21 protein-coding genes are annotated in these 25,312 nt (G+C 69.8%); 14 read left to right on the forward strand and 7 right to left on the reverse strand.

Going from position 1 to position 25,312, the window contains the following annotated elements:
• The first annotated feature begins 107 nt into the window (after positions 1–107).
• The 12 genes from FHU13_RS10205 to FHU13_RS10260 all read left to right on the forward strand — a co-directional run bounded on the left by FHU13_RS10205 (position 108) and on the right by FHU13_RS10260 (position 13,189).
• On the forward strand, positions 108–1,595 hold the full coding sequence (locus FHU13_RS10205) for a replicative DNA helicase (protein ID WP_183435742.1): 1,488 nt from the start codon (positions 108–110) through the stop codon (positions 1,593–1,595).
• Between the two features lie 35 nt (positions 1,596–1,630).
• A complete protein-coding gene (locus FHU13_RS10210; protein ID WP_210287573.1) occupies positions 1,631–2,443 on the forward strand; it encodes a DUF29 family protein in 813 nt (270 codons plus the stop codon).
• Positions 2,440–3,531, forward strand: a complete 1,092-nt coding sequence (alr, locus tag FHU13_RS10215; protein ID WP_210287574.1) for an alanine racemase — start codon at positions 2,440–2,442, stop codon at positions 3,529–3,531. Before FHU13_RS10210 ends, alr begins: the two co-directional genes overlap by 4 nt.
• 47 nt (positions 3,532–3,578) lie before the next feature.
• On the forward strand, positions 3,579–5,024 hold the full coding sequence (gene radA / locus FHU13_RS10220; RefSeq protein WP_183435743.1) for a DNA repair protein RadA: 1,446 nt from the start codon (positions 3,579–3,581) through the stop codon (positions 5,022–5,024).
• 206 nt (positions 5,025–5,230) lie between these two features.
• Complete coding sequence (locus tag FHU13_RS10225) at positions 5,231–5,824, forward strand: CvpA family protein (RefSeq protein WP_183435744.1); 594 nt, start codon at positions 5,231–5,233, stop codon at positions 5,822–5,824.
• Positions 5,825–6,064: 240 nt separating this feature from the next.
• Positions 6,065–7,540 carry an amidophosphoribosyltransferase gene (gene purF, locus FHU13_RS10230; protein WP_183435745.1) on the forward strand — a complete coding sequence of 492 codons (1,476 nt, stop codon included), beginning with the start codon at positions 6,065–6,067 and terminating at the stop codon, positions 7,538–7,540.
• A 5-nt stretch (positions 7,541–7,545) separates the two neighbouring features.
• A complete protein-coding gene (locus FHU13_RS10235) occupies positions 7,546–8,289 on the forward strand; it encodes an SDR family NAD(P)-dependent oxidoreductase (protein ID WP_183435746.1) in 744 nt (247 codons plus the stop codon).
• A gap of 71 nt (positions 8,290–8,360) precedes the next feature.
• On the forward strand, positions 8,361–8,768 hold the full coding sequence (locus tag FHU13_RS10240; protein ID WP_183435747.1) for a dihydrofolate reductase: 408 nt from the start codon (positions 8,361–8,363) through the stop codon (positions 8,766–8,768).
• A gap of 133 nt (positions 8,769–8,901) precedes the next feature.
• Positions 8,902–9,681 carry a bifunctional demethylmenaquinone methyltransferase/2-methoxy-6-polyprenyl-1,4-benzoquinol methylase UbiE gene (ubiE, locus tag FHU13_RS10245; protein WP_183435748.1) on the forward strand — a complete coding sequence of 260 codons (780 nt, stop codon included), beginning with the start codon at positions 8,902–8,904 and terminating at the stop codon, positions 9,679–9,681.
• Between the two features lie 124 nt (positions 9,682–9,805).
• Complete coding sequence (ubiB, locus tag FHU13_RS10250) at positions 9,806–11,368, forward strand: 2-polyprenylphenol 6-hydroxylase (protein WP_183435749.1); 1,563 nt, start codon at positions 9,806–9,808, stop codon at positions 11,366–11,368.
• 52 nt (positions 11,369–11,420) lie between these two features.
• Positions 11,421–12,701: a bifunctional phosphopantothenoylcysteine decarboxylase/phosphopantothenate--cysteine ligase CoaBC gene (gene coaBC / locus FHU13_RS10255; RefSeq protein ID WP_183435750.1), complete on the forward strand. Its 1,281-nt coding sequence runs from the start codon at positions 11,421–11,423 to the stop codon at positions 12,699–12,701.
• A 173-nt stretch (positions 12,702–12,874) separates the two neighbouring features.
• Positions 12,875–13,189, forward strand: a complete 315-nt coding sequence (locus FHU13_RS10260) for a hypothetical protein (protein ID WP_183435751.1) — start codon at positions 12,875–12,877, stop codon at positions 13,187–13,189.
• 52 nt (positions 13,190–13,241) lie between these two features.
• Here the strand turns inward: FHU13_RS10260 and FHU13_RS10265 are convergent, their stop codons facing one another.
• Complete coding sequence (locus FHU13_RS10265; protein WP_183435752.1) at positions 13,242–14,246, reverse strand: lipid II:glycine glycyltransferase FemX; 1,005 nt, start codon at positions 14,244–14,246, stop codon at positions 13,242–13,244.
• 305 nt (positions 14,247–14,551) lie between these two features.
• Here FHU13_RS10265 and speB point away from each other — a divergent pair, with 305 nt between their 5' ends.
• On the forward strand, positions 14,552–15,598 hold the full coding sequence (speB, locus tag FHU13_RS10270) for an agmatinase (RefSeq protein WP_183435753.1): 1,047 nt from the start codon (positions 14,552–14,554) through the stop codon (positions 15,596–15,598).
• A gap of 140 nt (positions 15,599–15,738) precedes the next feature.
• Here speB and FHU13_RS10275 read toward each other — a convergent pair whose 3' ends face one another.
• From FHU13_RS10275 to FHU13_RS10285, 3 genes are all read right to left on the reverse strand, one after another.
• The gene (locus tag FHU13_RS10275) at positions 15,739–16,926 is read right to left on the reverse strand and encodes an HD-GYP domain-containing protein (protein ID WP_183435754.1); all 1,188 of its coding nucleotides are present in this window, start codon (positions 16,924–16,926) and stop codon (positions 15,739–15,741) included.
• A 387-nt stretch (positions 16,927–17,313) separates the two neighbouring features.
• Positions 17,314–20,472: an efflux RND transporter permease subunit gene (locus FHU13_RS10280; protein ID WP_183435755.1), complete on the reverse strand. Its 3,159-nt coding sequence runs from the start codon at positions 20,470–20,472 to the stop codon at positions 17,314–17,316.
• 10 nt (positions 20,473–20,482) lie between these two features.
• The gene (locus FHU13_RS10285; protein WP_183435756.1) at positions 20,483–21,700 is read right to left on the reverse strand and encodes an efflux RND transporter periplasmic adaptor subunit; all 1,218 of its coding nucleotides are present in this window, start codon (positions 21,698–21,700) and stop codon (positions 20,483–20,485) included.
• Between the two features lie 292 nt (positions 21,701–21,992).
• Between FHU13_RS10285 and FHU13_RS10290 the strand changes: the two genes are divergently transcribed.
• Positions 21,993–22,175, forward strand: coding sequence for a hypothetical protein (locus FHU13_RS10290; RefSeq protein ID WP_183435757.1), 183 nt, complete (start codon positions 21,993–21,995; stop codon positions 22,173–22,175).
• Positions 22,176–22,293: 118 nt separating this feature from the next.
• Here FHU13_RS10290 and FHU13_RS10295 read toward each other — a convergent pair whose 3' ends face one another.
• From FHU13_RS10295 to FHU13_RS10305, 3 genes are all read right to left on the reverse strand, one after another.
• Positions 22,294–23,520: a diguanylate cyclase gene (locus FHU13_RS10295; protein ID WP_183435758.1), complete on the reverse strand. Its 1,227-nt coding sequence runs from the start codon at positions 23,518–23,520 to the stop codon at positions 22,294–22,296.
• A gap of 211 nt (positions 23,521–23,731) precedes the next feature.
• A complete protein-coding gene (gene hspQ / locus FHU13_RS10300; RefSeq protein ID WP_183435759.1) occupies positions 23,732–24,070 on the reverse strand; it encodes a heat shock protein HspQ in 339 nt (112 codons plus the stop codon).
• Between the two features lie 59 nt (positions 24,071–24,129).
• Positions 24,130–25,179, reverse strand: coding sequence for a CoA ester lyase (locus FHU13_RS10305; protein ID WP_183435760.1), 1,050 nt, complete (start codon positions 25,177–25,179; stop codon positions 24,130–24,132).
• Between the last annotated feature and the right edge of the window lie 133 nt (positions 25,180–25,312).

Here is a 25,312-nt window from a genome sequence, read left to right on the forward strand (position 1 = left end):
CAGGTTGGGTCGGCTAAGGAAGGCTTCACCATCCCGAGGCAAGGTCCGGCGGGCATGAAACGGGGCGGCCGACCGGGCCGCCCGCACTGGAGCGACGGACAAGCGCCATGGCCCTGCCCAACGCCCTCACGGCCAATCTCGAGACGGTGCAACCCGAGTATCGGGTGCCGCCGCACAACATCGACGCGGAGCAGGCCCTGCTCGGCGCGATCATGGTCAACAACGACGCCTATTACCGCGTCTCGGACTTCCTTCTCCCTGAGCACTTCATGGAGGCGGTCCACCGCCAGATCTTCGAGGTCGCGGTCTCGCTGATCAAGGCGGGCAAGCTCGCCACACCGATCACGCTCAAGACCTATCTCGGCGATATCGATCTCGGCGGCGTCACGCCGATGCAATACCTCGCCCGGCTGGCGGCGGAGGCGACCACCGTCATCAACGCGGGCGAGTACGGCCGCACCATCTACGACCTGGCAATCCGCCGTCGCCTCATCACCATCGGCGAGGATCTGGTCAACGGCGCCTACGAGGCGCCGGTCGAGTCCAGGCCCCGCGACCAGATCGAGGCGACCGAGCGCCGGCTCTACGAACTCGCCGAATCCGGCAAGTACGACGGCGGCTTCCAGAAGTTCTCCGACGCGCTGACCGCGGCCATCGATATGGCGGCGAAAGCCTACCAGCGCGACGGCAAGCTCTCGGGCATCTCCACGGGGCTCACCGACCTCGACGCCAAGATGGGCGGACTGCAGCCCTCCGACCTCATTATCCTCGCGGGGCGCCCGGCCATGGGCAAGACTTCGCTCGTGACCAACATCGCCTTCAACATCGCCAAGGCCTATCGCGGCGAGAAGCAGCCCGACGGCACCATGCAGACCGTCAACGGCGGCATCGTCGGCTTCTTCTCGCTGGAAATGTCGGCCGAGCAATTGGCGACCCGTATCATCGCCGAGCAATCCGGCGTGCCCTCCTACAAGATCCGCCGCGGCGACATCCGCCCGGAGGACTTCTACAAGATCACCGATGCCGCCCGGGACATGCAGACGATCCCGTTCTACATCGACCAGACCGGCGGCATCTCGATCGCCCAGCTCGCCGCCCGCGCGCGCCGCCTCAAGCGCCAGAAGGGCCTCGACCTCCTCATCATCGACTACCTCCAGCTCCTGTCAGGAAGCGGCAAGAAGAGCGACAACCGCGTGCAGGAGATGACCGAGATCACCACCGGGATGAAGGCTTTGGCCAAGGAGCTGGCGGTGCCGATCATCGGCCTGTCGCAGCTCTCGCGTCAGGTCGAGAACCGCGACGACAAGCGGCCCCAGCTCTCGGACCTGCGCGAATCCGGCTCGATCGAGCAGGATGCCGACGTGGTGATGTTCGTGTTCCGCGAGGAGTACTACGTCGGCAACAAGAAGCCGCGCGAGGGCACGGAGGAGTTCTTCGCCTGGGAAGCGGAGATGCAGCGCGTTCACGGCAAGGCCGAGGTCATCCTGGGCAAGCAGCGTCACGGCCCGACCGGCACGGTGGAGCTGCAGTTCGACGCCAACATCACCCGGTTCTCGAACCTGGCGCAGAGCGACCGGATGCCCGAGCAGATGTGATAAGATCAATCGAGATGGATTGATCGGAGCTTCCCTTGGCTCTCGCACCGAAGGCGCGACCGCCCGCGCCACCGACGCTGAACGAGGTCTTCGAGGCCGAGCAGCAGCTCGTCGGCCTCATCCTGGTCGAGCCCGCCGCCTATGCCCGGATCGCTGCGATCCTACGCGCCGAGGACTGGACACAGAACCTTCATCGCGGCGTGTTCGAGGTTGTAGGCCGCCTCATTGAGGAGGGGCGACCCGTCTCGCCTGCGTCGGTCTTGCCAAAGGTCAGTGACGTGGCGCCGGACGGTGGGCCAGCCGATCGCTATCTCATCGCACTCGTCGCGGGCGCCCCCTCTTCGGCGTTCGCCGAACCCCTCGCGCGTCGGCTCGCCGAGGCCGCCCACGCACGCTCGGGTCCCGATCACCTCGACCGGGACCTCTACGCCTGGGCCTACGAGCAAGCCCTCGCCCTCCGGCGTGGGCAGTTCGACGCCCTCGACGCACTCAATCTGGCCGAGGAGATCGAGGACTTGGGCGGCGCGATCTACAACCAAATGGAGAGCGCGCTGCGGCTCACGCTGATGCATCTTTTGAAGTGGAATCATCAGCCGGAGAAACGGACGCGAAGCTGGCATCTCTCGATCCGCAATGGCCGCCTTGATGTCGAGGAACTGCTGGAGCGCCATCCGAGCCTGAAGCACAGGCTTCCCGGCGCCATCGCCCGCGCCTATCGCCGCGCCCGCATCGATGCCGCGGGCGAGACCGACCTCGACGAAGACGTGTTTCCCGCTGAGTGCCCCTATGCGTTCGAAGAGATCATGACCCGGCCCGTCTCCTGGCCGTCCGCGGGCAGGAAGTCTTGATCATCGCCGCGGATGCTTCCCCCGGCCACGGCGCACGCCTGACGATCGATCTCGCGGCCATCGTTGCCAACTGGCGGTCTCTCGCGGCGCACGCGCCGCAGACCGAGTGCGGCGCCGTGGTGAAGGCTGACGCCTATGGCTGCGGCCTCGCTGCAGTCGCCCCGGCCCTGTGGCGGGCGGGCTGCCGGACGTTCTTCGTGGCGCATCTCTCAGAGGGCATCGCCGCCCGCGCCGCGCTGCCGGAGGCCGCGCTCTACGTGCTCAACGGCCTGCCGCCCGGCAGCGCGGAGACGTTCTGCGCCCACCGCCTGCGCCCGGTCCTGGGAGACGCGCAGGAACTCGCCGAGTGGGCCGACGCCACGCAGGGCGCGTGGCCGGCCGCGCTCCATGTCGATACCGGCATGAACCGGCTCGGCCTCTCCGTGGCGGAGGCTCTGGCGCTGGCCGGCGATCCGGTGATCGCGCGGGCCGGCATCGATCTCGTGATGAGCCATCTCGTCAGCGCGGAACTGCCCGGCGATCCGCTCAACGCGCGCCAAGCCGCCGATTTCGCCCGGGTGAGGGCGGCCTTTCCGCATATGCGCGCCTCGCTCGCCAATTCCGCGGGGACCTGCCTCGCGAGCGGCGCCCGCCACGACCTGCTGCGGCCGGGCTACTCGCTCTTCGGCGGCAACCCGGAGCCGGGCAAACCCAACCCGATGCGGCCGGTGGTGCGGTTGGAGGCGACGATCCTGCAGGTCCGTGACGTCGAGGCCGGCGCGACCTGCGGCTACAACGCCCGCTGGCAGGCCCCCGCCCCGCGCCGGCTGGCCACGCTCTCGCTCGGCTACGCCGACGGCTATCCCCGCTCCGCGAGCAATTCCGGCCACGCGCTGGTCGGCGGCATGCCCTGCCCGATCGTCGGCCTGATCTCGATGGACCTCATCATCCTCGACGTCACCGGCGCACCGCAGGCCCGGCGCGGCGGCAAAGCCACGCTGATCGGCGATGCCCTCGACATCGACACGGTGGGGCAAGCCGCCGGCACCATCGGCTACGAGATCCTGACGGGGCTGGGTTCCCGTTATGTTCGCTCTTATGTAGAGTGATCAACGGCCGCCCCGCCGGTCTCCTTCACAGACGCCCTCCTCCCCGAATGGCCAAGATCCAACAGACCTTCGTCTGCCAGTCCTGCGGGGCGGTCTACAACCGCTGGCGCGGGCGCTGCGAGGCCTGCAACGGCTGGAACACGATTCAGGAGGAAGTCGCCTCCGCCGGCCCCCAATCCGGCCCGGCGGCGACCCGGCCCTCGCGGGCGCGGGGCCGCGTCTTCCCCCTCGAAGGCCTGACCGGCGAAGCCAAGGAGGCGCCGCGCACGCCTTCCGGCATCAACGAGCTCGACCGCGTCACCGGTGGCGGCTTCGTGCGCGGCTCGGTGATTCTGCTCGGCGGCGATCCCGGCATCGGCAAGTCGACCCTGCTGATGCAGGCCTCCGCCGCCATGGCCAAGAGCGGGGAGCGCGTCGCCTACATCTCCGGCGAGGAGGCGGTGGGGCAGGTGCGCCTGCGCGCCGAGCGGCTGGGGCTCGCCAAGTACCCGGTGGAGTTGGCGGCGCAGACCAATGTCGAGGACATCGTCGAGACGCTGTCGCAGGGTCAGCCGCCGGCGCTCGTCATCATCGACTCGATCCAGACCATGTGGACCGAGACGGTGGAATCGGCGCCGGGCACGGTCACCCAGGTGCGGAGTTCGGCCCAGGCCCTGATCCGCTTTGCCAAGACCACCGGCACGGCCGTCATCCTCGTCGGCCACGTCACCAAGGACGGGCAGATCGCGGGGCCGCGCGTGGTCGAGCACATGGTCGATGCGGTCGCCTCGTTCGAGGGCGACCAGGGCCATCACTTCCGCATCCTGCGGGCGGTCAAGAACCGGTTCGGGCCGACCGACGAGATCGGCGTCTTCGAGATGACCGATGCCGGGCTCGCCGAGGTGCCGAACCCCTCCGCCCTGTTCCTGGCCGGGCGCGATCACGCCGCGCCGGGCACCGCGGTCTTCGCCGGGATGGAGGGCACGCGACCGCTTCTCGTCGAGATCCAGGCACTGGTCGCCCCCTCCTCCCTCGGCATGCCGCGCCGCGCCGTGGTGGGGTGGGATCCCAACCGTCTCTCGATGGTGCTCGCCGTGCTGGAGGCCCATGGCGGCATCCGGCTCGGTGGCCACGACGTCTACCTCAACGTCGCCGGAGGCCTGCGCATCTCCGAGCCCGCCGCGGATCTCGCGGTCGCGGCCGCGCTCGTCTCCTCGCTCTCGGGAGCGGCACTCCCCTCCGACTCGGTCTATTTCGGCGAACTCGGCCTGTCGGGGGCGGTGCGGCCGGTCTCGCAGGCGCCCGCTCGGCTGAAGGAGGCGCTGAAGCTCGGTTTCGGCAAGGCGATCACCCCGCAGGGGCGCGGCGAGACCGGCGAGCGGGCCCTGCCGACGGAGGCGCTGCGCCACATCGCCGATCTCGTCGCCGGCATCGCCTCGGGCGCCCCGCGGCGGGTCGGGGGCAGGCGCGAGCGCGGGCGCGACGAGTATGCGGTGCCGGACGATCCGTTCTGAGGCGGCCGCCGTCCGCACCCCGCACCGATCCCTGCCCGCCGGGCGGCCGGCGAAATCGGCCGTCCGACAAACCCGCCGGTCCCGAAGGTGACGGCCGAGGTTCGCCAGGGTATATGGTTAAGGACCAGAGCGGACGCGCGGCCCGGGGGAGCCGGCGTCGTCCGGGCAAGGCTGCCCCGTCCCGCCCCAGCGAACCATATCCTGCGATGCCGTTTTCCGTCCTCGACCTCGTGGTGCTCGGCATCGTGCTCGTCTCGGCGCTCCTCGCCGCCGTGCGCGGCGTGACCCGCGAGGTGCTCGCGATCATTGCCTGGGTGGCCGCTGCCGCGGTGGCGTGGTCGCTCCACCCGCTGCTCCTGCCCACCGTCAAGCAGCACGTCTCCAGCGACACCGTGGCGCTCGTCGCCTCCATCGCCGCGATCTTCCTCGCCACCCTGATCGTGGTCTCGCTGGTGACGGTGAAGATCTCCGACCTCGTGCTCGATTCGCGCATCGGCGCCGTCGACCGTTCGCTCGGCTTCCTGTTCGGGGCGGGCCGCGGCTTCCTGATCTGCGTGATCGGCTGGGTGTTCCTGGCCTGGCTCGTTCAGGGCAAGGTTCCGGACTGGGCGGCGCAGGCCAAGAGCCGATCGCTGCTCGAGAGCTCGGGCGAAGCGCTGGTGGCGCAACTGCCCGACAATCCGGAGGGCTTCCTCAAGCAGTTCCGCAAGCCTAAGGGCGACGGGCCGGAGGAGCCGCCGCCGGAGACCGACCTCCCCGCCCAGCGCCGCAGCGAGGCTGGGCCTGAGCCGAAGCGCTGAGACCCACCGAAAGGACCCATCCCGAATATCCGTGGTGCGCAAGCAATGCGCGCGGACGACGAAGGATATGCTGGAATCGGTCTTGGTTGCGACGCGATCCGCGCCTAGGTAACGGTTTCACGACGGTCCCGGTGTCATCCCTCGCGGCAGAGGCTGCAGGCGGAGACGCCTTCGGCCGTTTCCTGCCGTGCCGGATGCGAGGCCCGCGAGACCCGCGCGCCTCCAGGATTCGAGATCGACATGTCAGCTGTCAGCGCGAGCGCCGATGTCCGCGACCTGGACATCGACGGGGATACGCTTCGCGAGGAATGCGGCGTCTTCGGCATCTACGGGCACGACGATGCCTCGGCCATCACGGCGCTCGGCCTCCACGCCCTGCAGCATCGCGGCCAGGAGGCGGCGGGCATCGTCTCCTACGACGACGGCGTGTTCCACTCCGAGCGCCGCCAAGGGCTCGTCGGCGATTCCTTCTCCGACCGCGCCACGATCGAGCGGCTGGCCGGCCGCTCGGCCATCGGCCACGTGCGCTACTCGACCACCGGCGGCACCATCCTGCGCAACGTCCAGCCGCTGTTCGCCGAACTCGCCAGCGGCGGGCTGGCGGTCGCCCATAACGGCAACCTGACCAACGCGCTCTCGATCCGCCGCGACCTCGTGCGCGACGGCGCCATCACGCAATCGACCTCGGACACCGAGGTGATCCTGCACTTGGCCGCCCGCTCGCGCAAACCGCGCATCGTCGAGCGCTTCATCGACGCGCTGCAGCAGATCCAGGGCGCCTATGCCATCGTCGCGCTGACCAACAAGAAGCTCATCGGCGCCCGCGACCCCCTCGGCATCCGCCCGCTGGTGCTCGGCGAGCTCGACGGGCGCTACATCCTCGCCTCCGAATCCTGCGCCCTCGACATCATCGGCGCGCGCTTCATCCGCGACGTCGAGAACGGCGAGGTGGTCGTGATCTCGGAAGAGGGGGTCGAGTCGATCCGCTTCGCCGAGAAGCAGCCGATGCGGCCCTGCATCTTCGAGTACATCTACTTCGCCCGCCCCGACTCGGTGGTGAACGGCAAGAGCGTCTACGGCGTGCGCAAGGCCATCGGTCAGGAACTCGCCCGCGAGGCTCTGCCGGAGGCCGACGTCGTGATCCCGGTGCCGGATTCCGGCGTGCCGGCGGCGCTCGGCTTCGCGCAGGAGGCCGGCCTGCCGTTCGAGATGGGCATCATCCGCAACCACTATGTCGGGCGCACCTTCATCCAGCCGACCCAGACCGTGCGCGAACTGGGCGTGCGGATGAAGCACTCGGCCAACCGCGCCGCGGTCGAGGGCAAGCGCATCGTGCTCGTCGACGACAGCCTCGTGCGCGGCACCACCTCGGTGAAGATCGTGCGGATGATGCGCGACGCCGGCGCCCGCGAGGTGCATTTTCGCATCGCCTCGCCGCCGATCACCTATCCCGATTTCTACGGCATCGACACGCCCGAGCGCGAGAAGCTGCTCGCCGCTACCCACGATCTCGAGGGCATGCGGAAATACATCGGTGCCGATTCGCTGGCCTTCCTGTCAATCCCCGGCCTCTACCGGGCGATGGGCGAGGAGGCGCGCAACGCCGCCTGCCCGCAATACACCGACCACTGCTTCACCGGTGACTACCCGACCGGCTTGACCGACTTGGCGATTGCCGGGCCCAAGCGCTTCGCGATGCTGGCCGAAGCGGACTGAGCGCCATGGCCGACAAGATCCTCGACGGCCGCATCGCCGTCGTCACCGGCGCCTCCCGCGGCATCGGCCGGGCCGCTGCGCTGGCTCTGGCGCAGGCTGGAGCCCATGTCGTCGCAGTCGCCCGCACGCAGGGTGGGTTGGAGGAACTCGACGACGCGATCCGGCAGGCCGGCGGCCACGCGACGCTGGTGCCCCTCGACCTCACCGATTACGACGCGATCGACCGTCTCGGCGCGGCGCTCAATGAGCGCTGGGGCCGGCTCGACGCGGTGGTCGGCAATGCCGGCATCCTCGGCAACCTGATGCCGGTGAGCCACGTCACGCCGAAGGTGTGGGATCAGGTGATGGCGATCAACGTCACCGCCAACTGGCGCCTGATCCGCTCGTTCGACCCGCTCTTGCAGCGCTCCGATGGCGGACGCGCGATCTTCGTCTCCTCCGGGGCGGCTTCGAAATGCCGGGCCTATTGGGGTCCCTACTCCGTCTCGAAGGCGGCGTTGGAGGCGATGGTGCGCACCTACGCCGCCGAGAACGCGAGCACGCGGGTGCGCGCCATGCTGCTCAACCCGGGTCCGCTCCGCACGAGCATGCGCGCGGCGGCGATGCCGGGCGAAGATCCGGCCACGCTGAAGACCCCGGAGGCGCTGGCACCGCATTTCGTGCGGTTGGCTTCCTCCGATTGGAACGAGACGGGCAAACTCTACGATTTCCCCAGCGACCGGGTTCTGGATTTCCAGGCTCCCCAGTAAGGGGGTCCGGGGCCAAGGCCCCGGCGGGGTTGCGGGCAGAGCCCGCTTTCTATGTTTTTCGGGTTTCAGCCATGATCGACGTCCGCTGCATCTGCGCCATCGGCCAGCGGGGCCAGCTCGGCCTCAATGGGCATCTCCCCTGGGAGGGCAACACCGATCCGCTCTTCGTGGAGGACGTGACGCGCTTCTTTGCGCTCACCATGGGCCACGTGCTGATCGCCGGCCCGAAGACCGTGGCTTCGGTGCCGGACTTCGCGTTCAAGGACCGCACCATCGACGTGATCCGCTCGCACGAGGATCCGGAGGCGGTGCTGAAGCGCTATCCCGGCCGGCGCATCTTCGTCGGCGGCGGCATCGCGGTCTGGAACGTCTACGCGAAATACATCCAGCATTGGGACATCACCCGCCTGCCCTACGACGGCGAGGCCGACCGCTGGTTCGACCCGGCTTGGCTCGTCGGTGGGACTCTGAGGAGCTGAGATCCTTTCGCCCGCGCGACGGACGCCCCTGCCTCTCCGCATCCCCGCTGCCGCATGGCGGTTCCATCCGGCATTCGCTAAGGAGGCTCGGCCAAGCCGGCGGCGTCGGCGGGCAAGCGCAGGATGTGATCGGATGAGCGGAACGGACGCGAGAGCCGGCGACACGGAAGCCACCGCCGATTTCGGCTACGAGCGCGTGCGCCTCTCCGAGAAGCAGGCCCGCGTCGACGACGTGTTCCGCTCGGTCGCGCGCCGCTACGACCTGATGAACGACCTGATGTCGGGCGGGCTGCACCGGGCCTGGAAGTCGCACCTGATCTCGATGCTGCGCCCGTCGCGCACCCGCCCCTACCACCATCTCGATGTGGCCGGCGGCACCGGCGACATCGCCTTCCGGACGCTCGCTGCGGGCGGACCCGACACCCACGTCACCGTGCTCGACATCAACGAGGCGATGCTGCGGGTCGGCGCCGAGCGGGCCGGGCACAAATACGACGGCCGCATCGATTTCGTGACCGGCAATGCCGAGACGCTGCCCCTGCCGTCGAACCATTTCGACAGCTACACCATCGCCTTCGGCATCCGGAACGTGCCGCGCATCGACGTGGCGCTGCGCGAGGCGCACCGGGTGCTCAAGCCCGGCGGGCGCTTCCTGTGCCTGGAATTCTCACGGGTCGACCTGCCGGTTCTCGAAAAGATCTACGACGCCTACTCCTTCCACGTGATCCCGCGCATCGGCGAGCGGGTGGCAGGCGACCGCGAGTCCTACCAATACCTCGTCGAGTCGATCCGCAAGTTCCCCTCCCCCGACAGCTTCGCCCGGATGATCGAGGCGGCGGGCTTCGGCCATGTCAGCCACCGCCGGCTCTCGGGCGGCATCGTCGCGATCCATTCCGGCTGGAAGATTTCTTGATCGATTTCCGGTCCCGAACATCGGCTGCCGTCTCGGCGCGGCCGAGGCCCGCTGCGCGGGAGCCTCTTCGCGCCCGCCATCCGGTGCGATCTCTCTTCGGCGACACACCTGACAGGGTTCGCGGATGCTAGGCGCCGTCTTCCACCTCGCCCGCGGCGCCCATGTCGGATTCGTGCTCGCCCGCGAGGGCGGGCTGGCGCTGATCGATCCGGCGCAACTGCCGCCGCACTTACGGCTCGCGCTGAAACTCGGCCGCTCCCTGGAGCGGCGCGGCATCGCCGAAGTGCCCGGTGCGAGCCCGCTGGAGCGGGCGCTGACCCGGCTCGGCCCCTCCTACGTCAAGTTCGGCCAGTTCCTGGCGACGCGGCCCGACATCGTCGGCATGGCTGCGGCGCGCGACCTCGAACGGCTTCAGGACCGGGTGCCGCCCTTCCCGCAGGGGGTGGCGCTGCGGGTCGTCGAGCAGGAACTCGGCAAACCGGTCTCGGCGCTGTTCACCGCCTTCAGCGAGCCGGTGGCCGCGGCCTCGATCGCCCAGGTGCACAAGGCGACCGTGCTCGACGCCGACGGCACGCAGCGCACCGTAGCCGTCAAAGTGATGCGGCCCGGCGTGCGCGAGCGCTTCGCCAAGGATCTGCAGGCGATGCGGTTCATGGCCCGCATCGTCAACGCGCTGCTACCGGACGCCGAGCGCCTGCGCCCCCGCGAAGTCGTCGAGATTCTGGCCCGCTCCGTCACCATGGAGATGGATTTCCGGCTCGAAGCGGCGGCGATGTCGGAACTCGCACAGAACACCAAGGGCGACGAGGATTTCCGCACGCCGCGCCCCGAATGGGCGCTGACGGCGCGCGACGTGCTGACCTCCGAGTGGATCGACGGCGTGCGCCTCAACGACCGCGCCGGCATCGTCGCGGCGGGCCATGACCCGAAGGCGCTGGGCCGGGTGGTGATTCAGTCTTTCCTCAGGCAGGCGATCCGCGACGGCTTCTTCCACGCCGACATGCATCCGGGAAACCTGTTCGTCGATCCGCAGAGCCGGCTCGTCGCGGTCGATTTCGGCATCATGGGCCGGCTCGGCCACGCCGAGCGGCGCTTCCTCGCCGAGATTCTTCTGGGCTTCATCACCCGCGATTATCGCCGGGTGGCGCAGGTGCATTTCGAGGCCGGCTACGTGCCGCGCCACCACTCGGTGGACGATTTCGCGCAGGCGATCCGGGCGATCGGCGAGCCGATCCATCAGCGCCGGGCCGACGAGATCTCCATGGCCAAGGTGCTCACGCTCCTGTTCGACGTGACCGCCCTGTTCGACATGAGCACCCGCACCGAACTGGTGATGCTGCAGAAGACCATGGTGGTGGTGGAGGGCGTCGCCCGCTCGCTCGATCCGCAGCTCGACATGTGGACCGGCGCCGAGCCGGTGGTGCGCTCGTGGATCACCCGCCATCTCGGCCCTGTTGGCAGGCTCGAAGGCGGCGCCCGTGCCGCGATGACGCTCGCCGAGGTCGTCTCCGACATCCCCGACATCGCCCAGCGCATCCGCCGCATCATGATCCGCCTCGACGAGGAGGGCTCGCGCGATACCAAGGCGATCGAGCGGCTGGTCAAGCTGGAGCGCCGCCACGCGCTCCTGACCACCCTGGCCCTGTGGGGAATCGCGGTGGGCGCGCTGGTGCTGGCGTTCCGGTGAGAGGCCTTCCTCGCCCCTTGACGCGCGGGCCGCAAATCCCCGTTCTGCGCTCATGTCCTCTTCATCCGCAAAACCCCTCGCCGGCCGCCGCGTCCTGCTGATCGTCGGCGGCGGGATCGCGGCCTACAAGGCGCTCGACCTGATCCGGCGCCTGCGCGAGCGCGGAGCGCAGGTACGCCCGCTGCTGACCGATTCGGCCCAGGAATTCGTCACGCCGCTGGCGGCCGCCGCGCTCGCCGGGGAGCGGGCCCATACCGACCTGTTCGACCGGGAGAGTGAGGCCGATATCGGCCATATCCGACTCGCCCGAGACGCCGATGCGATCGTGGTGGCGCCGGCCACGGCCAATTTGATGGCGCGGATGGCGACCGGCCACGCGCCGGACCTCGCCTCGACGGTGCTGCTCGCCACCACCCTGCCGATCCTGATCGCACCGGCGATGAACGTGCGGATGTGGCAACATCCCGCGACGCAGCGCAACCTCGCGACGCTGAAAGCCGACGGCGTCGCGGTGGTCGGGCCCAACGAGGGCGCCATGGCCGAGGCCGAGTTCGGTCCCGGGCGGCTGGCCGAGCCGCACGAGATCGCAGATGCCCTCGAAACCCTGCTGGCGCAGCGCGCCGAGAGCCCCGGCTTCGGCTTCCTGGCCGGCCGCGACACCCCGAAGAAACCGCTGACGGGACGCCACGTGCTGGTGACCTCCGGCCCGACCCACGAGGCGATCGACCCCGTGCGCTATCTCGCCAACCGCTCTTCGGGGCGGCAGGGTCACGCGGTCGCCGCAGCCGCAGCCGAGGCCGGCGCCCGGGTCACCCTGGTCTCGGGGCCGGTGGCGGTTCCCGATCCGGCGGGCGTCACCGTCGTGCGGGTGGAGAGCGCCCGCGAGATGCTCGCCGCGGTCGAGGCGGTCCTGCCGGCCGATCTCGCGATCTTCGCCGCCGCGGTCGGCGACTGGCGCCCGGCGGAGACGCGAGCGGGCAAGATCAAGAAGGACGGCAGCACCCCCGCGCCGCTGCAACTGGTCGAGAACCCAGACATCCTCGCCACCATCGCCGGCCGAAGCGAGGGGCGCCCGGCCCTCGTCGTGGGCTTCGCCGCCGAGACCGACGACGTGATCGTCAACGCGCAGAAGAAGATCGCGCGCAAGGGCTGCGACCTGATCGTGGCCAACGACGTCTCGGCGGAAGGCGGCGTGATGGGTGGCACCGAGAACACGGTGCACCTCGTGGCGCGCGAGGGCGGTATCGAGACCTGGCCGAAGCTCGGCAAGGAGGAGGTCGGACGGCGGCTGGTGGCGCGGTTCGCGGAATTGCTGACAGCGAAGTCGCGCTGAGCATCCCCTGTCGGCAACAAGGCAAGACCACGCCGATCGCCTGGGCCGATCGCCTGGAACGCGAAAATGTTCCTCGGCAAAAGACCTTTAAGTTTTCTTCTGCTCAGCTTGCTCTCTTCGCTCCCGAGCCCAGATCGTTCCTCCACGCTATCGACAGCGACAGGAGCGACATCATGGCCAAGGCCGACCGGCACAGCATGGGTCCCGGTGCGCAGGGCAAAGGCGACGGCACCGGCGCCATGACCGAGCTGCCCGAGGGCATGCTCGGCGAGAACGAGGTGCTGAGCAACCGCGACAAGTCCCAGCACTCCGACGCGCGCGGCCTCGACAGCCGCCACGTCCAGACCGAGCAGTACCACGACCATGTCGGCGCCCGCCAAAGCGACGACCGCGCGGGCGAGGAGGAAGCCAATTCCAGCGGCCCCGCCGGACCGATGACGAACACATCGGGCGATACCAGCAGCCTGCGCTCGCAGCAGCGGGGCTGAGCCGCGACGTCGAGAGGTGGGGAGCCTCCTCACCCCTCGAACCCCCTTGCGGTCAGATCTGGCGCAGGAACAGGGCGGTCGCGGCGGCGCGGCGGACGAAGGTGTTGCGCGCGTAGATCCAGGTCGGTCCGCCCTGGACCACGTTGCGGCTCAGGGCCCGCTTGAAGTCGAAGACGCCGCGGTTGCCGGCCGGGTCGACGCCGCCGAAATCGAAGCGGCGGGCGCCCTCCTGCCGGGCGCGCTCGACGATCTGCCACACGGCGAAGCTGGCCGCGCCGGTCGCCCGGGCCCGCTCGTTCGAGGCGGTGAAGAAATCGGTCCAGCGCTCCCGCGCGGTGTGGACGATGCGCACCAGGATCGGCGCCCCGCCCTCGCGGATCTCGAGGAAGAGCAGGTGCGGGTCGGACGCCGCGAGATCGCGATAGGCGGCCGTGTCGAGGTCGCTCGAGAAGCCCTTGCGCTGCTGCAGGGCGGCATACATCCGCACGAAGGTGTCGAAGGCCCGCAGGCGCTCGTCCGGATCCGTCAGGAAGACGGCGGTGAGATCGGGCTGGCCCTTCGCCTTGTTAACCTCCCGCCGCCAGCGTCGGTCGGAAGCGGCCAGGATCGCGTCGGTGCCGGGCGTCAGGTCGAGCTCGATCGTGTGGTCCTTAGCCGTAACGACGGGCACGAAGCCGTGCGACAGGAGGGCGGTGATGCCCTCCGGATCGTGCGGCCGGTAGCTCTTCACCGCGAGCAGGTCCGCCGGGCGCAGGGCGAGATGGTCGAGGAAGGCGGCGAGCACCGCTTCCGCCCGGGACTGCCCGCGGGCGGTGAGGACCGGCCCGCCCTGCACGAAGATCCGGCGCAGGGGACCGGATCGGCGCTCCTGGTACTGGATGTAGGCGAGATCCTCACCGTTGTCGCACAAGGCCACCCGCCGGACGGTCCAGCCGAGCCGCCCCTTGTAATCGCCCCAGCTCCGCGCCGCGTAGATGGCGGCGGCAGGCTGCTGCCAGAGAACCTCGTCCCAATCCGCAGCCTCCGAACGATCGATGACCGCGATCTGAGCTGCCATGAACCGTCATCCTCCATCTGCCGTCTGGTCCCGGCTCGGCTTCGAACGCCGATCCGCCCCTCGATCAGGCTTGCCGAGAAAGCTTGCCGAGAAGGCTTGGCCATATCACGAGCCCGGCCCCCCAACGCCATCGGGAGCCAATGTATCCGCTCTCCGGGCTTCCTCTGCGTAGTCTGCGCCGGCCGGAATCTGGCGCCGGGGCATGGCACCGGGGCATGGCGATGCGGGCGGGAAGAGGCTTGCGGGCGGGCGATCCGGACGGCTTGATGCGGATCGCGAGAGGCGCCGCGCTGGGGAGGATCGTCATGGCGGATGACAGGGAGGACGACAGGGCGGAGATGCGGGCGCAGCGCTTGGCGCGGTTCCAGCCGGCTTCGGGGATGGTGACGCCGCGCTTCTCGGGGCTCGCGAGCTTCATGCGGCTTCCGGTGCTCGATCCGGCCGAGGCGGCGGGTGAAGGAGCCGGCAAAGGGACGGGGCGAGTCGAGATCGGCCTGATCGGCATCCCCTTCGACGGCACCACCACCAACCGGCCCGGCGCACGGCTCGGGCCCCGGGCCGTGCGCGAGGCCTCCACCGGCACGCGGGCGCTCAACCCCGCCACGGGCGTGGCGCCCTATGCCCTGGCGGCCTGCGCCGATCTCGGCGACGTGCCGGTCAACCCGGTGGACGCCGCCGAGACGGCCCGGCGCATCGAGACCTTCTATCGGCCGCTCGCCGAGGCGGGCATCGTGCCGCTGTCGGTCGGCGGCGACCACTTCATCACCTATCCCGTGCTGCGGGCGCTCGGGGCGGCCCGGCCGCTCGGACTGATCCACATCGACGCCCACAGCGACACCGATGACGCGCAGTATGGCGGCGCGCAGTCCGACGGGTCGCGGCTGACCCACGGCACGCCGTTCCGGCGCGCGGTCGAGGACGGTGTGCTCGACCCGCGCCGCTGCATCCAGATCGGCCTGCGCGGCAGCATGGACGCGGCCGACGAGCGCGATTGGGCGCTGGCGCAGGGCATGCGCATCCTCGCGATGGAGGAGGTCTGCGCCCGCGGCCTGCCGGAGGTGGCCGCGGAAGCCCGGACCGTGGTGGGCGACGGCCCGACCTATCTCAGCTTCGACATCGACGCCCTCGATCCCGCCTTCGCCCCCGGCACCGGCACGGCGGAGATCGGCGGCTTCACCACGCGGGAGGCGCTGCACCTGCTGCGGGGCCTGCGCGGTCTCGATCTCGTTGGGGCGGATGTGGTGGAGGTCGCCCCCTCTCTCGATTCCGCCGGCATCACGGCGCTGGCTGGCGCGGGCATCGCCTTCGAGATCCTGTGCCTGCTGGCCGAGCGGGTGGCGGCCCGCGGCTGATCGCGCCGCGAAGGAGCGGGTTTCGAAGAACCGGGTTTCGAAGGGCAAGCCGTTTCGCGGGTCCAGGGCCGAGCCCTGGAAAGAGATCGGGGCGCCGCCCCGGTGCCCTGCCAAAGGGATGACCCTTTGGGCTCCCGGGATCAGCCCAGCACGGACGGTCCGCTGGCGGCGGCGCCGGCGCGGGCGATGATCGGACGATAGGCCCGGAGCAGATCGGAATCGAGCTGGCCGGCCTGGGCCTCCATGATCGCGACGGCCTCCGCGGCGGAGAGGGGCGGGCGGTAGACCCGGCGCTCGGTCAGGGCCGAATGCACATCGCAGATCGCCACGAGCCGCACGAGATCACCGATCTGCGCGCCCTTCAGGCCCTCCGGATAGCCGGACCCGTCGAGGCGCTCGTGATGGTAGCGCACCACGTCGAGGATATCGGGTCCGAAGTCGCCCTCCTTGGCCAGCAGGTCGGCGCCGAGCGCGGCATGGGTGCGCATCACCGCCATCTCGTCCGGCGTGAGGGGGCCCGGCTTGTTGAGGATGGCGTGGGGGATCAGAGCCTTGCCGACGTCGTGCAGGAGCGCGGCCTTGGCGAGACGCTGCCGGTCATCCCGGGAGAAGCCGAGTTCGGCGGCGAAGGCGGCGGCGAAGCCCGCCACGCTCAGGGAATGCTGGTAGACTTGAATGTCGTGGCGCCAGACGAGGTCGAGCCAGGCGCGGATGCCGACCTCGGACACCGTATCGAGCACGATCTGCGTGCCTTCCTCAGCCTCCTCCGGGCTCGGCGGCTGGCCGGAAGCGGCGCTGTCGAACAGGTGAATGACGAGGGTCGTGGCCCGCTCGACCTGCACCTCGGGCGGTCCGCCAGCCGCTCCCTGCATGCCACCGCGCGTCGCCCTCGCCTTCCCAGCCGCGACGAGGCGTCGAAGCGTCGGGACGATGCCGGCGGACTGGCGCGGATCGATCACGGTCGGCGTGCCGAGCAAGGTCACGGCCGCCGCGTCATGGATTGCGTTGCCGCGGGCGAGATAGAGGCAGGGCAGTCCGCTCTCGCGGATATTCGTGGCGAGCCACGCGATCCAGGCATGCCCCCGGTCGCCGTTTCGGTCCGCGGCCAGGTCCGTGGCGAGATCGACGACGAAGGCGATGGGCCGGCCGGCCGGCAAGCCCGCGCCGGGCTCGATCACGCGGCAGGGCAGGACGAGCGCGATGCCGCGGGCCAGACGCTCCGCCCGTTCGCGGCGATCCGAGACGAGGACGACGACATCCTCGGAGCGCCTGTCCCGGCGTCGCTCGTGGGCGTTTTGGCGTTCCTGTCGGTCTCGAGGTTCCCGCATCGATCATCCATCGGCCGCAAGGCCCGTGGTGGACGCGAAGCGGTATTCTGTCCCGGATACATCAAAAGTGTTGCGAAAAACTTCGCGCCGCCTCGATGATGCAACCCTGACGTACTCGCGCAATGCAGAGCCCGGCGGCCGATGTGGCTGCAGCCTTGCCGAAAGACGCTCCGCGCATCGTCCTGGCGACGGCTCGTGGGGCGCTACACGAGGCCCTTGAGCTGTCACCCATTTTCGAGACGATCCGCGAGCCGCCGCCTGCGCCGGGCAGGGGCATCCGTCCCATTCCCGGTTGGGAAATGATAACCGGCCCGCGCGGCCGTTAGTACAATCTGTTCGATTTGTTCGGGAGAACAGATTTCGCGTTTTGTTCGAGCGAGAGCCGGTTCACTCGGCGGCGGTCGGTCGACGGGCGAGACCGCCGGCGTTGGCGGGCAAACCCGGGCGATACGCATCGTCCAAATGTCTGACTTCTTGCCCTGCCTCCGGCTCGTCCGCCCCGCCGACGAAGCGGCCGAACAGGCGCACGAACAGCCGCGACAGGTCGTCGACCAAGAGGAAGATCGCCGGCACGAAGACGAGCGAGAGCCCGGTCGAGACGATCAGCCCGCCGATCACCGCCACCGCCATCGGCGCGCGGAACTCGCCGCCGATGCCGAGCGCCATGGCAGACGGCACCATGCCGGCGGCCATGGCGATGGTGGTCATCACGATGGGGCGCGCCCGCTTGCGCCCGGCATCGACGATGGCAGTGACGCGATCGACGCCGCGGGCCATCTCTTCGATGGCGAAGTCGACCAGCATGATCGCGTTCTTCGTCACCACGCCCATCAGCATCAGGATGCCGATGACGACCGGCATCGAGATCGGCATGTGGAAGACGAGCAGCCCGAGGATCGCCCCGCCGATCGAGAGCGGAAGCGAGAACAGGATGGTGAGCGGCTGGAGGAAGTTGCCGAACAGCAGCACGAGGACGCCGAACACCATCATCAGCCCGGCACCCATGGCGAGCGCGAAGCCCTCGAACACCTCGCCCATGATCTCGGCATCGCCCGTCTGCCGGATGGTCACGCCCTCGGGAAGCAGGGTCGCGGCGGGCAGCGCCATCACCTGCTCGATAATCGAGCCCAGCGCGTCCGAGCCCTGAAGGTCGCCCTCGACGGCGACGCGGACGGTGCGGTCGTAGCGGTCGATGGCCGTGGGGCCGCGCCCGAGCGTCAGGTCGGCCACGGTCGCGAGCGGCACCGCCGCGCCCGTCTTCACCGGCACCTTCAAGCTGGCGATCTCGGGCAGTTGCCCGCGCAAGCGTTCGGGCAGCATCACCCGGATCGGGATCTGGCGATCCTTGGCGTTGAACTTGGCGAGATTGGCCGCGATGTCGCCGATGGTGCCGACCCGCACCGTCTCGGCGATGACGTCGGTCGAGACGCCGAGATCGGCGGCCACGCCCGGTTTGGGGGTGATGCGGAGCTCGGTGCGGTCGAGGGGTGCGGTCGAGATCACGTTGACGAGGTGGGGCACGCCCATGGCCTCGCGCTGGAGGCGGGCGGCCACATCGGCGACCACCGCCTTGTCGGGGCCCGAGACGATCAGCGCAAATTCCCGCTGCCCGCCCTCCTGCAGTGACCAGAAGCGGATGTCGGGCACCTGCCGCAGGATGTTCGCGATCTTGAGATCGACCTGCTTCTGGGTCAGCGCCCGCTCGCTCTTCGGGGTGAGGTTGACGGTGAGGCTTGCCAGCCGCACCTCCTTCTTGCCCGGAAGCTGGCGCCCCCCATCGACGAAGACGCTTCTGACTTCCGGCATCGCCCGGATCGTCTCGACGATGCCGTCGGAGACGCGGCTCGTGTCGTCGAGCCGGGCCCCGGGGGGCAGCTCGACCACGAACATCGTGCGCGCGGCGTCCTCCGCCGGGATGAAACCCGCGGGCAGGAGCCGGGTCGAGGCGATCGAGCCGGCAAAGCAGGCCAGCCCGAGGATCAGCGTCAGGTATTTGTGCCGCACCGACCACGCCACGAGGCGGGTATAGGCGCGCATCACCCTACCCTCGCGCTCGTGGTCCGGGCCGTGATCGCGCAGGAAGTAGGCGGCCAAGAGCGGCGTGATCAGGCGGGCGACGAGGAGCGACACGAACACGGCGGCCGCGATGGTGAGCCCGAACTGCTTGAAGTACTGGCCGGCGATGCCCGGCATGAAGGAGACGGGCGCGAAGATCGCGATGATGGTCGCGGTGATGGCGATGACCGCGAGCCCGATCTCATCGGCAGCCTCCAGAGCGGCACGGTAGGCGGATTTGCCCATCCGCATGTGGCGGACGATGTTCTCGATCTCGACGATGGCGTCGTCGACGAGGATGCCGGTCACCAGGGTGATGGCGAGCAGGCTGACCGCGTTGAGCGAGAAGCCGAGCGCGCTCATCACCCAGAAGGTCGGCAGCACCGAGAGCGGCAGCGCCACCGCCGCGATCAGGGTGGCGCGCCAGTCCCTCAAGAAAAGGAACACCACGATCACGGCGAGCGCGGCGCCCTCCAGCAGGCCCATCATCGCCGAGTGGTAGTTGCCGATGGTGTTGACGACGCTGGTGTCGATCAGGTCGAAGCGCAGGCCCGGATTCTCGGCGTGCAGCGCCTCGATGCGCTTCGCCACCGCGACCGCGACCTCGGCGTCGCTCGCCCCCATCGCCCGGGAAATGGCGAAGCCCACCACCGGCTCGCCGTTGAAGCGGGCGAAGGTACGCGGCTCCTCGGCCGCGTCCATCAGGCTCGCCAGCTCGTCGAGGCGCACCTTGCGCCCCCCCGGCACGACGATGGAGGTGGCCCCCAGCGTCTCCAGGCTCGACGAGGCGCCGAGCGTGCGGATCGACTGCTCGCCGCCGGCGAGCTCGCCGCGCCCGCCGGCCATGTCGGCGGAGGTGAGGCGCAACTGCCGGTTCACGTCGGCCGCGGTGATGCCCAGCGCGAGCAGCCGGTCGGGCTTGAGGGTGACGCGGATCTCGCGGGCGACACCGCCGAGCCGCTCGACGCCGCCCACTCCCTTCACCCCCTGGAGCTGGCGGGCGACCACGTCGTCGACGAACCACGACAGGTCCTCCGGCGTCATGGCAGGCGCCGAGGCGCCGTAGATCATGATCGGCAGGCCGGCGATCTCGACGCGGCTGATGATCGGCTCGTCGATGGTGCGCGGCAGGTTGATGCGGATCTTCGAGATCGCGTCCTTCACGTCGTTGACGGCGCGGTCCTGGTTCACCTCCAGGCGGAACTCGATCGTGGTGATCGAGGCCCCTTCCGAGATGGTCGACAGGATGTGCTTGACCCCCTTCACCCCAGCCACCGAATCCTCGACCCATTTCGTGACCTGGGTCTGCAACTCGGACGGGGCGGCGCCGGACTGCGTGATCGTCACCGAGACGATCGGGATGTCGATGTTGGGAAAGCGGGTGATCGGCAGGCTCCGGAAGCTGACGAGGCCGAGCACCATCAGCACGAGGAACAGCACGAGAGAGGGTATCGGCTTGCGGATCGCCCAGGCCGAGACGTTGAGGCGCATGGTGTGATCCTCAGCGGCTCGAGGCGCCGGCCTGGGCCGCGGCGGGAAGCACCGGACGCACCCGGTCGCCGTCGCGCAGGAACGAGCCGGCGCGGGCGACCACGGTCTCCCCCGCCGCGACGCCGGAGCGAACTTCCGTAAAACCTTCGGCCGAGAGGCCGGTTTCGACCCGGCGGGCGGAGACGCGGCCGTCCGCGACCGCGAGCACGCTGGCCGAGCCGTCGGCGGCGTAGAGCACGGCGGCGAGCGGCACCGCCACGCCCTCGCGCCGGGCGACCTCGACCCGACCGCGGGCGAAGGCGCCGATATGCAGCGCCGGGTCGGCGTCCAGGCGGATGCGCACCCGGCCGAGGCGGGTCGCCCGCTCGACCTCCGGATAGACCCGGCGCACGGCGCCGGGCGTCACGCGCCCGTCCTCCCATTCGAGGCGCGCCGGGGCATCGACCTTCAGCCGGGGCAGGGCGAATTCGGGCACCTCGCCCTCCAGCTCGATTTCGCCGCGCGCGATCAGGCGGAACAGCGGCTCGCCGACCGCGCTCGCGGTGGCGCCGACCCGGGCCGTGCGGCGGCTGACGATACCGGCTTCCGGCGCGCGGATCTCGGTGCGGGCCCGGCGCAGGCCGATCTCGCGCGCCTGCGCCCGTGCCGCGGCCAGATCCGCCTCGGCGAGCGCCAGCCCGGCCCGCGCCGCGTCGAGCCGGCCGTCGGCGGCTTGAGCCGCGGAAACCCGCTGCTCCAGGGTGACCGCAGTGGCATTGCCGGTCTTCACCAGCGCCTGCGCCCGCTCCAGGGCTTGGCGCGCCTCGGTCTGAACCGCCTGCGCCTGGATGATCTGGCTCTTCGCCTGGACGATGGCGGCCTCAGCCTTCGCGGTGGCGGCGAGGTTGGCCGCCTCCTGCGTCTCGATCATCTCCAGCGAGAGCCGCGCCAGTACCGCGCCGCGCTCGACCCGATCGCCCTCCTCGACGAGCAGCGCGACGATGCGCAGGCCTTCGACCTCGGGGGCGACGAGGATCTCGTCGCGGGGCACCAGCGTCCCGGTCACGACCGCCCGCTCGACGATCTCCCGGCGCTCGGCCGGGACCACACTCACGGCGGGCAGGAGCGCGGCGGGATCAGGCACCCCGGCCGCGGGCGGTTCCTCGGCGGCGCGGGCCGGTGGACTCGGGGAAAGGAGGAGGGCCGCGAGTCCCGCCGCGGTGGGACGTAGAAACAAGCGGGCCAGCATCACGAATCGCCTCACGGGGCGCGCCGATGCGCCGCAGCCTGCTTCCGCGCGGGAGCCGGCGATTTCGTGGCGGGGTCCCTCCCCGGCCGCAGCCGGCCCGAGCCGTTGCGGACAGGCAACATCGGCCCCCTCCCGCGCTGTGGTCATCGAGGCCGGGCCTCGAAATCGGACGATCTGGAGCTGCGCGAACACCCATCGCAACTCTCAAGATTTCGCCCGAGGTTTCGTGTGCAACCGGGTCAGCCTCGCAGGGTTGTTCCGTCAAGAGCTTCCCGACGACGGACGGTTCACAATGAGCATCTTCCAGATCCGGCAGAAGACCAGCGGCGCGATCCTCTGGACCGGCAGCGCCGACGACGAGCGCACCGCCCTCGACGCCATGGCCCGCGAGGCCGGCTATCCCGACTCCTCCGCCCTCCCCGACAGCGTGCGGGCGGCGGGCTTCGAAACGGCCAAGCTCGACCTGATCTCCTGAGATCGATCGAGCCTCCTCGGCGAGGGGTTCTCCGGTACAGGCATCTTCAACCGGGAGGCGTCCGCCATGCGGGCGCCTCGTGGTCGTTCGAACCTCTTGATCCGAACGTCACGCGCCCTCAGGCGCAGCAGCCGCCCTCTGCCGACATCCGGGCCTTCGCCTCGGGCACGGATCGTTCCGAAGCGCGCTCGGCAGGCTGCTCCAGCCGGCGGGCCTGCAGCCGGTCGCGGCCATGGGCCTTGGCCTCATAGAGCGCCGTATCGGCGAGTGCCATCAGCACATCGAGCCCGGCCGGGCCGCCGGTGAACAGGGCGGCACCGAGGCTGATCGTGGCGCCGGTGGGCAGGCCACGGCCGCTCTCGCGGGCCATGCGGTCGCGGATCGCCGCGCCGAGATCAGGAACCGCCGCCTCGTCGAGACCCGGTACGAGGATCACGAACTCGTCCCCGCCGAGCCGCGCCAGGATCGCGTCGCGCGGCAGGCAGGCCTCCAACACGCCGGTGAGCGCCACGAGGATGCGGTCGCCGACGGCGTGGCCGAAGCTGTCGTTGACCGTCTTGAACCGGTCGACGTCGAGCAGCAGCAGGGCACCGGACTGGCGCCCGGCGGCCATGTCACGCAACGCCTCCGCGGCGCGGCTCTCGAAGGCGCGGCGATTGAAGGCGCCGGTGAGGGGATCGCGCTCGGCGAGCACCGCCATCGCCTCCTCCCGGCGGCGGCGCACCGCGGCGGCCATCGCCAGGGCGAGCAGCATCTCGACGAGAATGCCCTCGAACAGCGAGACTTGGATCAGTACGCCCTTGAAGCCGACGAGGCTGACGAAGGCGCCCGGCACGGGCACGAGCAGCGCCTTGACGGCGTAGAATGCGCCGTGGGCGAGGAAGACGGCGCCCAGCGCATCGGAGGCGGCGGTGCGTTCCGGGAAGGGCGTCCCGGCCCGCGACAGCAGGAGATGGGCGGCCCGCAGGGAGGCGAGGGCGACGAGACCGGAATTGGTCATCGCGAAGGCCGGAGTCGGGTCGGTCCCTGCCGGCAGGAGCAGGAGTCCGGCCCAGGCCAGCAGCAGGCCCCACCAGAGCCGTGCGATCCGGCGTCCGGTGAAGCGGGCCGTGCCGAACAGGAACAGGAGGTGGGCGAGGACGAGCAGGCCGTTGGCGAACCAGACCCCGACGAGGAAGGAGGCGGCGCGGACCGGCGAGAGCGAGCAGCCGAGGACGATCGTGGCGAAGCCCGCGCTCCACAGCAGCAGCGCGGGGTTGCGCAGGATCCGCCACTCGACGGCCAGGAAGCCCGCCGCGGCAGCGGCCGCGGCGAGGCTCATGACCAGCATGGTGACCACATCCATGGCTATCTCGGACCCGCGCAACGGTGACGTGTCACGGTCCGATAGCAGCCGCCGTTGAACAAAGCGTTCCGCAGCTTGACGTTTGAGCCCGCCGCCCCAGCCACACCCTTCCGGGCGATGCGAGGCTGTTGTTTTTGCATCGTCTTATTCCGAAAGCCGGCGGCCACCTTTCGGGGCGACGCCCCGCATCTTTCGCAGAAGGCGCGGCCGGTCAGTTCGCGTGGCCGATCCGCATGCGGTAGGCGCCGTCGGCGCTGCGCTCGAACACCTCACTGATACCGGCATGGCGCAGGGCCTCGCCGGATGTATCGGGCACGAGGTTCTGCTCCGAGACGTAGGCGACGTACTCGCTGTCCGCGTTCTCGGCGAGCAGGTGGTAGAAGGGCTGGTCCTTGCGCGGCCGGACCTCCTCGGGAATGGCGAGCCACCATTCCTCGGTGTTGGCGAATTCCGGGTCCACGTCGAAGACCACGCCCCGGAACGGGTAGATCCGGTGCCGGACCACCGCCCCGAGGCCGAATTTAGCGGTTCTCATGCTGGTCTGGGTCATGACCGATAGATAGGCCTCGCGCCCCTTCCGTTCCAACGCGAGGCCAACATCCGCGACGATCAGGGCAGATTGTAGACCTTGGCCAGATCCGGATCCTTCTCGGCCACCAGCCGGGCGAGGTCGACGATGACCTTGGCCTGTTTCCAGGTGGCGTCATCCTGCATCTTGCCGTCGATCATCACCGCGCCGGTGCCGTCAGGCATCGCCTCGACGATCCGGACCGCGAAATTCACCTCGGCCGGATCGGGAGCGAACACGGTCTTGGCCAGAGCCACCTGGCTCGGATGCAGGGTCCAGGCGCCGGCGCAACCCATCAGGAAGGCGTTGCGGAACTGGACTTCGCAGGCCGCCGAATCGGAGAAGTCGCCGAAGGGCCCGTAGAACGCCTTGATGCCGTTGGCCATGCAGGCATCGACCATCTTGGCGATGGTGTAGTGCCACAGATCCTGCTGGGCGCTCGACCGCTCGGCATCTCCCTTGGGATCGGAGAGCACGCGATAGTCCGGGTGGCCGCCGCCGACGCGGGTGGTCTTCATGCCGCGGGACGCCGCCAGATCGGCCGGCCCCAGGCTCATGCCGTGCATGCGGGGCGAGGCGGACGCGATGGCGTCCACATTGGCCACACCTTCCGCCGTCTCGAGGATGGCGTGGACGAGGATCGGCTTCGTCACACCGTGGCGCGCCTCGAGCTGGGCCAGCAACTGGTCGATGTAGTGGATGTCCCAGGGGCCCTCGACCTTCGGCACCATCACCACGTCGAGCTTCGAGCCGACCTCGGCGACGATGGTGAACAGGTCGTCGAGGATCCAGGGTGAGTTCAGGGCATTGATGCGGGTCCATAGGCCGGTGCCGGAGGCCGCGAAATCGGTGGCCCGCGCCATCTCGACGAAGCCCTTGCGCGCCGCCTCCTTCTGGTCGGCGGGCACCGCGTCCTCCAGGTTGCCGAGCACGACGTCGACCGTCTTGGCGAGATCGGGCACGCGGGCGCGGACCTTCTCGTTGTGGGGCGGCACGAAGTGGATCATCCGCTCGAGCTTGATCGGCAGGTCGCGGAACGGCTCGGGCGCACCCGCGGCGAGCGGCTGGAAGAAGCGGCGCGGCAGTTTCATCGGCTCTCGGTCTCCGGCTTCGCGAGGGGCTCGGCGTCCGCCCTTCGCTTCTGTTCTGGGCGTCAGTGTTCTGGGCGTCAGTGTTCCTGGCGTTAGAGCACGGCGCCCCCCGACGTAAAGCCGACCTTGGTCG

Source organism: Methylobacterium sp. R2-1 (genome assembly GCF_014191355.1).
Lineage (GTDB): Bacteria > Pseudomonadota > Alphaproteobacteria > Rhizobiales > Beijerinckiaceae > Methylobacterium.

Coding starts and splice junctions, on each gene's coding strand:
- radA (WP_183435743.1), top strand. CDS start 3,579: ATGGCCAAGATCCAACAGACCTTCGTCTGCCAGTCCTGCGGGGCGGTC.
- FHU13_RS10205 (WP_183435742.1), top strand. CDS start 108: ATGGCCCTGCCCAACGCCCTCACGGCCAATCTCGAGACGGTGCAACCC.
- FHU13_RS10275 (WP_183435754.1), bottom strand. CDS start 16,926: ATGCGGGAACCTCGAGACCGACAGGAACGCCAAAACGCCCACGAGCGA.
- coaBC (WP_183435750.1), top strand. CDS start 11,421: ATGTCCTCTTCATCCGCAAAACCCCTCGCCGGCCGCCGCGTCCTGCTG.
- ubiB (WP_183435749.1), top strand. CDS start 9,806: ATGCTAGGCGCCGTCTTCCACCTCGCCCGCGGCGCCCATGTCGGATTC.
- FHU13_RS10295 (WP_183435758.1), bottom strand. CDS start 23,520: ATGGATGTGGTCACCATGCTGGTCATGAGCCTCGCCGCGGCCGCTGCC.
- FHU13_RS10305 (WP_183435760.1), bottom strand. CDS start 25,179: ATGAAACTGCCGCGCCGCTTCTTCCAGCCGCTCGCCGCGGGTGCGCCC.
- hspQ (WP_183435759.1), bottom strand. CDS start 24,070: ATGACCCAGACCAGCATGAGAACCGCTAAATTCGGCCTCGGGGCGGTG.
- ubiE (WP_183435748.1), top strand. CDS start 8,902: ATGAGCGGAACGGACGCGAGAGCCGGCGACACGGAAGCCACCGCCGAT.
- FHU13_RS10260 (WP_183435751.1), top strand. CDS start 12,875: ATGGCCAAGGCCGACCGGCACAGCATGGGTCCCGGTGCGCAGGGCAAA.
- FHU13_RS10280 (WP_183435755.1), bottom strand. CDS start 20,472: ATGCGCCTCAACGTCTCGGCCTGGGCGATCCGCAAGCCGATACCCTCT.
- FHU13_RS10225 (WP_183435744.1), top strand. CDS start 5,231: ATGCCGTTTTCCGTCCTCGACCTCGTGGTGCTCGGCATCGTGCTCGTC.
- purF (WP_183435745.1), top strand. CDS start 6,065: ATGTCAGCTGTCAGCGCGAGCGCCGATGTCCGCGACCTGGACATCGAC.
- speB (WP_183435753.1), top strand. CDS start 14,552: ATGGCGGATGACAGGGAGGACGACAGGGCGGAGATGCGGGCGCAGCGC.
- FHU13_RS10265 (WP_183435752.1), bottom strand. CDS start 14,246: ATGGCAGCTCAGATCGCGGTCATCGATCGTTCGGAGGCTGCGGATTGG.
- FHU13_RS10285 (WP_183435756.1), bottom strand. CDS start 21,700: ATGCTGGCCCGCTTGTTTCTACGTCCCACCGCGGCGGGACTCGCGGCC.
- FHU13_RS10235 (WP_183435746.1), top strand. CDS start 7,546: ATGGCCGACAAGATCCTCGACGGCCGCATCGCCGTCGTCACCGGCGCC.
- FHU13_RS10240 (WP_183435747.1), top strand. CDS start 8,361: ATGATCGACGTCCGCTGCATCTGCGCCATCGGCCAGCGGGGCCAGCTC.
- FHU13_RS10290 (WP_183435757.1), top strand. CDS start 21,993: ATGAGCATCTTCCAGATCCGGCAGAAGACCAGCGGCGCGATCCTCTGG.